Source organism: Kitasatospora sp. NPDC127121, from assembly GCF_042677305.1.
Lineage (GTDB): Bacteria > Actinomycetota > Actinomycetes > Streptomycetales > Streptomycetaceae > Kitasatospora.
On record NZ_JBHXTQ010000054.1, the window covers coordinates 49,625 to 58,129 of the forward strand.

Consider the following 8,505-nt stretch of genomic DNA (forward strand, 5'->3'; position numbering starts at 1 on the left):
GCACCGGGCAAGGAGGGCCGCATGACCGTACGGCGCGTGATGGGCATCGAGACCGAGTACGGGATCTCCGTGCCCGGGCACCCCAACGCCAACGCCATGCTCACCTCGTCCCAGATCGTCAACGCGTACGCGGCGGCGATGCACCGGGCGCGGCGGGCCCGCTGGGACTTCGAGGAGGAGAACCCGCTGCGTGACGCCCGGGGCTTCGACCTGGCACGCGAGGTGGCGGACGCCAGCCAGCTGACCGACGAGGACATCGGCCTGGCCAACGTCATCCTCACCAACGGGGCCCGGTTCTACGTGGACCACGCGCACCCCGAGTACAGCTCGCCAGAGGTCACCAACCCGCGCGACGCCGTGCTCTGGGACAAGGCCGGCGAGCGGATCATGGCCGCTGCCGCGCGGCGCGCGCTGGAACTGCCCAACGGGCAGAACATCCACCTGTACAAGAACAACACCGACAACAAGGGCGCCTCCTACGGCACCCACGAGAACTACCTGATGAAGCGGGCGACGCCGTTCGCCGACATCGTCCGCCACCTCACCCCGTTCTTCGTCTCCCGCCAGGTGGTCACCGGCGCCGGCCGGGTCGGCATCGGCCAGGACGGTTCGACGCACGGCTTCCAGATCAGCCAGCGGGCCGACTACTTCGAGGTCGAGGTCGGCCTGGAGACCACGCTCAAGCGCCCGATCATCAACACCCGGGACGAACCGCACGCCGACGCGGAGAAGTACCGCCGGCTGCACGTGATCATCGGGGACGCCAACCTCTCCGAGATCTCCACCTACCTCAAACTGGGCACCACCTCACTGGTCCTGTCGATGATCGAGGACTCCTTCATCGCCTCCGACCTCGCCGTCGACCAGCCGGTGCGCACCCTGCACCGGGTCTCCCACGACCCCACGCTCAAGCACCTGATCACCCTGCGCAACGGGCGCAAACTCACCGCCGTCCAGCTCCAGCTGGAGTACTTCGAGCTGGCCCGCAAGTACGTCGAGGACCGCTTCGGCACCGACGCGGACGAGCAGACACTGGACGTGCTGGCCCGCTGGGAGGACGTCCTCGGCCGGCTGGAGCGCGATCCGATGTCGCTCTCCCGGCAACTGGACTGGATCGCCAAGCGGGAGATCCTGGAGGGCTACCGCAGCCGGGACGCCCTGGGGTGGGAGAATCCGCGGCTGCACCTGGTTGACCTCCAGTACAGCGACGTACGGCCCGACAAGGGCCTCTACAACCGGCTGGTGGCCCGCGGCCGCTTCGAGCGGCTGGTGACCGAGGCGGAGGTCGAGCGGGCCGTCTCCAAGCCCCCGGAGGACACCCGGGCGTACTTCCGCGGGCGCTGCCTGGAGCAGTACGCCGACCACGTCGCCGCGGCCTCCTGGGACTCGGTGATCTTCGACCTGCCGGGCCGGGACTCGTTGCAGCGGGTGCCCACGCTGGAGCCGCTGCGGGGCACCCGCAACCACGTCAAGGAGCTGCTGGACCGCTGTCGCACCGCGGAGGACCTGCTGCGGGTCCTCTCCGGCGGGTAACTTTTCGATCACCATGGGTGAACGTCCGCCGAATGGGAATCATCCGGGGTGGCAGCGGGTGTTGGACAGGAAGCGCCACCGGCAAACCGGGAGCGGCAGTCGCACCTTGTGTATAGGGTCGGTGCAGCAAGCAACGACCAAACCGTGCCAGAAGAATCGAGCGGGGTGAGGGAAATGGCGAGCAAGGACACCGGCGGCGGCCAGCAGCGGGCGAACCGCTCCTCCGAGGAGGTCGAGGAGCAGGCCGCGGAAACCCAGAATTCCGACGACCTCAAGGAGCGCCAGGAAAAGCTGAGCGACGACGTCGACGCGGTGCTGGACGAAATCGACGAGGTCCTCGAGTCGAATGCGGAGGATTTCGTCCGTGGATTCGTGCAGAAGGGCGGGCAATAGCCCGTCCCCGGCATTCGGGAATTCACGGTCGTGACCGTCGAGGGCGGTCGGGCGGCGAGGGCCGCCCGGCCGTCCGGCACCGGCCCCCTGCGCGCGTGGACAGTGATCTCCGGGCGGGTAGGGTGCGGGCAACGCGAGCTTCAAGCTACCTGGAAGGAATCGTGTGGAAGCCAACACTCGTGGCACCGGGCGTCTACCGGCTGCCTTCCTGACCCCGGGGTCCTCCTCCTTCGTGGACTTCCTCGCCGAGCACCGGCCGGAGCTGATCCCCGGCCACCGCGGGCTCCCCGCGGGGGCCGTGATCGAGGCCCCGCACGGGACCACCATCGTGGCCGCGGTGTTCGACGGCGGCGTGGTGATCGCCGGTGACCGCCGGGCGACGATGGGCAACGTGATCGCCCAGCGCGACATGGAGAAGGTGTTCCCGGCCGACGAGTACAGCGCGGTCGGCATCGCCGGCACCGCCGGCCTCGCCATCGAGATGGTCCGGCTGTTCCAACTGGAGCTGGAGCACTACGAGAAGATCGAGGGCGCGGTGCTCTCGCTGGAGGGCAAGGCCAACCGGCTCACCGCCATGATCCGGGGCAACCTGGGCATGGCGATGCAGGGCCTGGCGGTCGTCCCGCTGTTCGCCGGCTACGACCTGGACCTCGGCCGCGGCCGGATCTTCAACTACGACGTCACCGGCGGGCGTTCCGAGGAGCGCGGCTTCGCCGCCACCGGCTCGGGCTCGGTCTTCGCCCGCGGCTCGATGAAGAAGCTCTACCGCGACGGCCTGACGGCCGACCAGGCCGCCACACTGGTCGTCCAGGCGCTGTACGACGCGGCCGACGACGACTCCGCCACCGGCGGCCCCGACCTCGCCCGCAAGATCTTCCCGATCGTCTCGCTGATCACCGAGGAAGGCTTCCGCCGGCTCACCGACGCGGAGGTCACCGAGATCGCGGTCGCGATCACCGACGAGCGCCGCTCGCACCCCAACGGCCCGCAGGCCCCGCTGCTCTAGCCATCACCTCTCAGGAAAGGGACGACCGCCGGTGTCGACACCGTTCTACGTCTCGCCCCAGCAGGCCATGGCGGACCGCGCGGAGTACGCCCGCAAGGGCATCGCGCGCGGCCGCAGCGTGGTCGTGCTCACCTACGCCGACGGCATCGTCTTCGTCGCGGAGAACACCTCCAGAGCGCTTCACAAGGTCTCCGAGATCTACGACAAGATCGCCTTCGCGGCGGTCGGCCGCTACAACGAGTTCGAGAACCTGCGCATCGGCGGCGTCCGCTACGCCGACCTGCGCGGCTACTCCTACGACCGGGCCGACGTCACCGCCCGGGGCCTGGCCAACGTCTACGCACAGACGCTCGGCACCATCTTCTCCTCGGTCGGCGAGAAGCCCTACGAGGTCGAGCTGATCGTGGCCGAGGTCGGCCGCACCGCGGACGAGGACCAGATCTACCGCCTCACCCCGGACGGCTCGATCGTCGACGAGAAGAACTACGTCGTGGTCGGCGGCAACGCCGACTCGATCGGCAACTACCTGGGCCAGCGCCACCAGGCCGGGATGGGCCTCACCGAGGTGGTCCGGGCCGCCGTGGACTCGCTCGCCCGCGACCCCAACGGCGGCAGCCCGCGCGCCCTCACCCCGGAGCAGCTGGAGGTGGCCGTCCTCGACCGCCAGCGGTTCCAGCAGCGCAAGTTCAAGCGCATCCTGGGCAACCAGCTCGCCCGGCTGCTCGACGGCGACCAGTCCGCCGAGTCGGACGACGAGGACAACCCGGCGGACACCGCGCCGGAGTAGCAGTGCCTGCGGAGTCCCGTACGGCGGCCGGAAGGAGGCCGTACGGGACTCCGGTGCCCCTGCGGCGGCCCAGTCGTCGTGGAGGCGGTTTCGGACAGCTCCGACACAGAATGGAGTGCTCATGGACCGCCGGATTTTCGGGCTGGAGAACGAGTACGGCGTGACCTGCACGTTCCGCGGGCAGCGCAGGCTGTCGCCGGACGAGGTGGCGCGGTACTTGTTCCGCCGGGTCGTCTCCTGGGGCCGCAGCAGCAACGTCTTCCTGCGCAACGGTGCCCGGCTGTACCTCGACGTCGGCTCCCACCCCGAGTACGCCACCCCCGAGTGCGACGACGTGACCGAGCTGGTGACGCACGACAAGGCGGGCGAGCGGATCCTCGAAGGGCTCCTGGTCGACGCCGAGCGGCGGCTGCACGAGGAGGGCATCGCGGGGGACGTCTACCTGTTCAAGAACAACACCGACTCGGCCGGCAACTCCTACGGCTGCCACGAGAACTACCTGGTGGCCCGGCACGGCGAGTTCTCCCGGCTGGCCGACGTGCTGATCCCCTTCCTGGTGACCCGCCAGCTGATCTGCGGCGCCGGCAAGGTGCTGCAGACCCCGCGCGGCGCGGTCTACTGCGTCAGCCAGCGCGCCGAGCACATCTGGGAGGGCGTCAGCTCCGCCACCACCCGCTCCCGCCCGATCATCAACACCCGCGACGAGCCGCACGCGGACGCCGAGCGCTACCGCCGGCTGCACGTGATCGTCGGCGACTCCAACATGTCGGAGACCACGACGCTGCTCAAGGTCGGCGCCACCGACCTGGTGCTGCGGCTGATCGAGGCCGGCGTGGTGATGCGCGACCTCACCCTGGAGAACCCGATCCGGGCGATCCGCGAGGTCAGCCACGACCTCACCGGCACCCACCAGGTGCGGCTCGCCAACGGGCGCGAGGCCAGCGCGCTGGACATCCAGGAGGAGTACTACACCAAGGCGCTGGAGTTCGCCGACCGCAAGGGCATCAACACCGGCACCATCGGCCAGGTGCTCGAACTGTGGGGCCGGACCCTGGAGGCCGTCCGCACCGAGAACCTGGACCAGGTGGCCACCGAGATCGACTGGATCATGAAGTACAAGCTCATCGAGCGCTACCGCGAGAAGCACCAGATGAGCATGTCCAACCCGCGGGTGGCCCAGATCGACCTGGCGTACCACGACATCCACCGCCGGCGCGGCCTGTTCTACCTGCTCCAGGGCAAGGGCCAGGCGAAGCGGGTGACCACCGACCTCAAGACCTTCGAGGCCAAGTCCATCCCGCCGCAGACCACCCGGGCCCGGCTGCGCGGGGACTTCATCCGCCGGGCGCAGGAGCAGCGCCGGGACTTCACGGTGGACTGGGTGCACCTGAAGCTGAACGACCAGGCGCAGCGCACGGTGCTCTGCAAGGACCCGTTCCGCTCGGTGGACGAGCGGGTGGAGAAGCTGATCGCCGGGATGTGACCCCCGCGGGGGCCCCAGGTTTGTGATCAAGGCGGTGTCCGGCCCCGGTGGTGTCTACCGGGGCCGGACACCGTCCGGGCATACGCTGTCCGTCGAAGTCAGGAGAGCCGACCTCGATCGACAGTTAGGACCACCGTGCGCCGCACCGCCGGTTTGCTACTCACCCTGCCCCTGCTGCTGGCGGTCGCCTGCAGCAGTTCGCCCAAGGCGGCCGGCCCGGCGACTCCGTCCGCGGCGAGCGCGCCTCCGACGGTGCCCGCGCCGGTCGGCGAGGCGTCGCCGATGCCCACGCTCTCGGAGGGCGGTTTCGGCAGCAAGGCCACCATCACCCTCCCGGAGGGCCAGCCCGGCGGCCAGTTCGTGGTGAACACCGTCAGCGAGGGCGAGCGGTCGACGGTCAACAAGGGCGACTGGGTGACGGTCAACTACACGGCGAAGGACTGGACCACCGGCAAGGACCTGCCCAGCTCGTACGACCCGAGCGGGAAGCCGCAGCTCTACCAGGCCGGCAGCGGACAGCTCGTGCCGGCGCTGGACCAGAGCGTGATCGGCAAGAAGGTCGGCAGCCGGCTGCTGGTGGTCGCCCCGCCGGCGGCGGCCTTCGGCGAGCAGGGCAGCACCCAGCTCGGCGTCAACAAGGGCGACACCGTGGTGTTCGTCCTGGACATCATGGAGAGCCTGCCACAGGACTCCACGCTGACCGGCGCCATGACCCCGCCGCCGGCGACGATGCCGCAGGTCAAGGACAACGGCAAGGCCCCGGTGGCGATCACCGTGCCGGCCGGGCAGGCCGCGCCCACCGACCTGGAGCAGGCGGTGCTGATCAAGGGCGAGGGCAAGCAGGTCAAGAGCGGGCAGACCCTGGTGGTGCAGTACACCGGGGTGCTCTGGAACAACGGCCAGCAGTTCGACTCCTCCTGGACGCACGGGGGCGCGCAGGCGGTGCAGATCGGCACCGGCAGCGTGATCGAGGGCTGGGACAAGGCGCTGGTCGGCCAGACCGTCGGCAGCCGGATCCTGCTCGTGGTGCCGCCCGCGCTCGGCTACAAGGACCAGGCGCAGGGCTCGGTGCCGCCCAACTCGACGCTGGTCTTCGTGATCGACATCCTGGAAGCTGTTTAGGGCGGACACGCACCCCTGGGATTCCGTACGCTTGGGCGGACGCTCGTACAACGAAGCGTCCGCCCTCATCCTGAGCTGTCATACTGCCCTCGCACTGTGGCAGGCGCCGCCCGGCGTCGAGGTCCGGGGCGGACGGTGCGACGGCAGACCGGCAGTCAGCACGCCGGTCGCAGACCTGGAAGACCTCGTGGCGAGATGGATGGGGAGTCATGACTGAGAAGACGCCGAGCCCGGGCGGGGCCGACACCGCGGCGAACGACAGCTCCGCGGGTGACCCGGCCGCCTCGCGTCCCGGCGGCCCGCTCCCGGGGGACGGCGAGTCGATCGTCGTCCCGCCGTCGATCCTGAAGCAGCAGGCCGGCTGGGCGCAGCCCGGCGAGCAGCCGCGGGCCTCGGGCGGGACCAAGACGGACGACACCCCGCAGATCTTCGCCTCCACCGTGCGTCGGGGCGACACCTCGGAGGCCGGGTACGACGAGAACCCGCCCGGGGTGGGCCGGCTGGGCGTGATCCTCGGCACGGTGCTGGCCGTGCTGCTGGCCGGCAGCGCCGTGACGCTGTACCTGGTGAACAAGGACGGCAAGTCGGACACCGCCGCCAAGCCGGACGCCGCCAAGAGCGCGCCGCCCACGCCGACCGCCGACCCGGTGCCGCCGATCAAGGACAGCGCCAAGGTGCTGCCCACCGTCACCGGTGACTTCGGCAAGAAGGCCGAGATCCAGGTGCCGGGCGAGGCCTCCGACGGCTCCTTCGTGGTGAAGGTGCTGACCGAGGGCACCGGCCCCAAGGTGGACAAGAACTCCTGGACCTCGGTGGACTACACCGCCAAGGACTGGACCACCGGCAAGGACATCCCGAGCTCGTACGACAACAACGGCAAGCCGCAGATCTTCCAGGCCGGCACCGACGCGCTGATCCCGGCGCTGGACCAGGCCGTGGTCGGGAAGAAGGCCGGCAGCCGGGTCCTCGTGGTGGCCCCGCCGGCCGCCGCGTTCGGCTCCCAGGGCAAGGCCGACATGTCGATCGGGGCGAAGGACGACCTGGTCTTCGTGATCGACATCCGCAACGCCAACGCGCCCGACTCCGTGGTGAGCGGCACCGTCACGCCGCCGCCCGCGGACTTCCCGCAGGTCAAGGACAACGGCAAGAAGCCGGCCGAGATCACCCCGGTGGCCGGCGCGAAGGACCCGACCGAGCTGAAGTCGCACGTCCTGATCAAGGGCACCGGGCCGGCGGTGGAGAAGGGCGAGAAGGTCGTCGTCCAGTACACCGGCGCGCTGTTCAAGGACGGCAAGATGTTCGACTCCTCGCTCAGCAAGGGCCAGGCGTTCTCCTTCCCGGTCGGCGGTGGCCAGGTCATCCAGGGCTGGGACCAGGGGCTGGTGGGCCAGACCGTCGGCAGCCGGGTGGAACTGGTGATCCCGGCCGCGCTGGCGTACGGCGACAAGGGCCAGGGCGACATCCCGCCGGGCGCACCGCTGGTCTTCGTGGTGGACATCCTGGACGCCGGTCAGGGCTGATCCACTTTCGGGTGACAATGGTGTGCGTGTGACCTTCAGGTCCGGCCGCGTGGCCGGACCACCCCGGGCGGTGGGCGCCCGTACCGTGGTCCGGGAACGGACCGGGGGTGCGGGCGCCCGCCGCTTGGTCGTGACTGCAATGCGAAACGTGAGAAGAGGGACTGTGAGCGTCAACCTCAACGAGAAGCCCGAGATCGACTTCCCGATCGGCGACGCCCCGGCGGACCTGCAGATCCGCGACATCGTCGTCGGTGACGGCGATGAGGCCAAGTCGGGCCAGGTCGTCAAGGTCCGCTACGTCGGCGTGACCTTCGAGACCGGTGAGGAGTTCGACTCCAGCTGGAACCGGGGCACCGCCCCGTTCTCGTTCCCGCTGGGCGCCGGCCGCGTCATCAAGGGCTGGGACCGCGGTGTCGCCGGCATGAAGGTCGGCGGCCGCCGCGAGCTGACCATCCCGTCGCACCTGGCCTACGGCAACCAGTCGCCGACCCCGCTCATCCCGGCGGGCTCGACCCTGATCTTCGTCGTCGACCTGATCGGCGTCTGAGTCGTTCCACACCGTGGGCCGAAACCCCAACCGGGGTAGGCCCACGGGCGGGGGAGGTAGCGGCGTTTGGACATCGTTACCCCTGTCTCATATTAAAAAATAAAGCAGCCGACG

At 69.7% G+C, this 8,505-nt stretch carries 8 protein-coding genes; all 8 read left to right on the forward strand.

Going from position 1 to position 8,505, the window contains the following annotated elements:
* Nucleotides 1-21 precede the first annotated feature (21 nt).
* Nucleotides 22-1,533 carry a depupylase/deamidase Dop gene (dop, locus tag ACFVHI_RS24720; RefSeq protein WP_380342767.1) on the forward strand — a complete coding sequence of 504 codons (1,512 nt, stop codon included), beginning with the start codon at nucleotides 22-24 and terminating at the stop codon, nucleotides 1,531-1,533.
* Nucleotides 1,534-1,707: 174 nt separating this feature from the next.
* Complete coding sequence (locus ACFVHI_RS24725; RefSeq protein WP_031069167.1) at nucleotides 1,708-1,926, forward strand: ubiquitin-like protein Pup; 219 nt, start codon at nucleotides 1,708-1,710, stop codon at nucleotides 1,924-1,926.
* Between the two features lie 163 nt (nucleotides 1,927-2,089).
* Nucleotides 2,090-2,932 (forward strand): proteasome subunit beta, encoded by an 843-nt coding sequence (gene prcB / locus ACFVHI_RS24730; RefSeq protein ID WP_380342771.1) that lies wholly within the window; start codon nucleotides 2,090-2,092, stop codon nucleotides 2,930-2,932.
* Nucleotides 2,933-2,963: 31 nt separating this feature from the next.
* Nucleotides 2,964-3,719 (forward strand): proteasome subunit alpha, encoded by a 756-nt coding sequence (gene prcA, locus ACFVHI_RS24735; RefSeq protein WP_063346912.1) that lies wholly within the window; start codon nucleotides 2,964-2,966, stop codon nucleotides 3,717-3,719.
* A 121-nt stretch (nucleotides 3,720-3,840) separates the two neighbouring features.
* Nucleotides 3,841-5,202: a Pup--protein ligase gene (gene pafA / locus ACFVHI_RS24740; protein ID WP_063346911.1), complete on the forward strand. Its 1,362-nt coding sequence runs from the start codon at nucleotides 3,841-3,843 to the stop codon at nucleotides 5,200-5,202.
* A 135-nt stretch (nucleotides 5,203-5,337) separates the two neighbouring features.
* Nucleotides 5,338-6,324, forward strand: a complete 987-nt coding sequence (locus ACFVHI_RS24745) for an FKBP-type peptidyl-prolyl cis-trans isomerase (protein WP_380342776.1) — start codon at nucleotides 5,338-5,340, stop codon at nucleotides 6,322-6,324.
* Nucleotides 6,325-6,533: 209 nt separating this feature from the next.
* Complete coding sequence (locus ACFVHI_RS24750; RefSeq protein WP_380342778.1) at nucleotides 6,534-7,844, forward strand: FKBP-type peptidyl-prolyl cis-trans isomerase; 1,311 nt, start codon at nucleotides 6,534-6,536, stop codon at nucleotides 7,842-7,844.
* Between the two features lie 163 nt (nucleotides 7,845-8,007).
* Nucleotides 8,008-8,391 (forward strand): FKBP-type peptidyl-prolyl cis-trans isomerase, encoded by a 384-nt coding sequence (locus tag ACFVHI_RS24755; protein ID WP_063346909.1) that lies wholly within the window; start codon nucleotides 8,008-8,010, stop codon nucleotides 8,389-8,391.
* Nucleotides 8,392-8,505 lie beyond the last annotated feature (114 nt).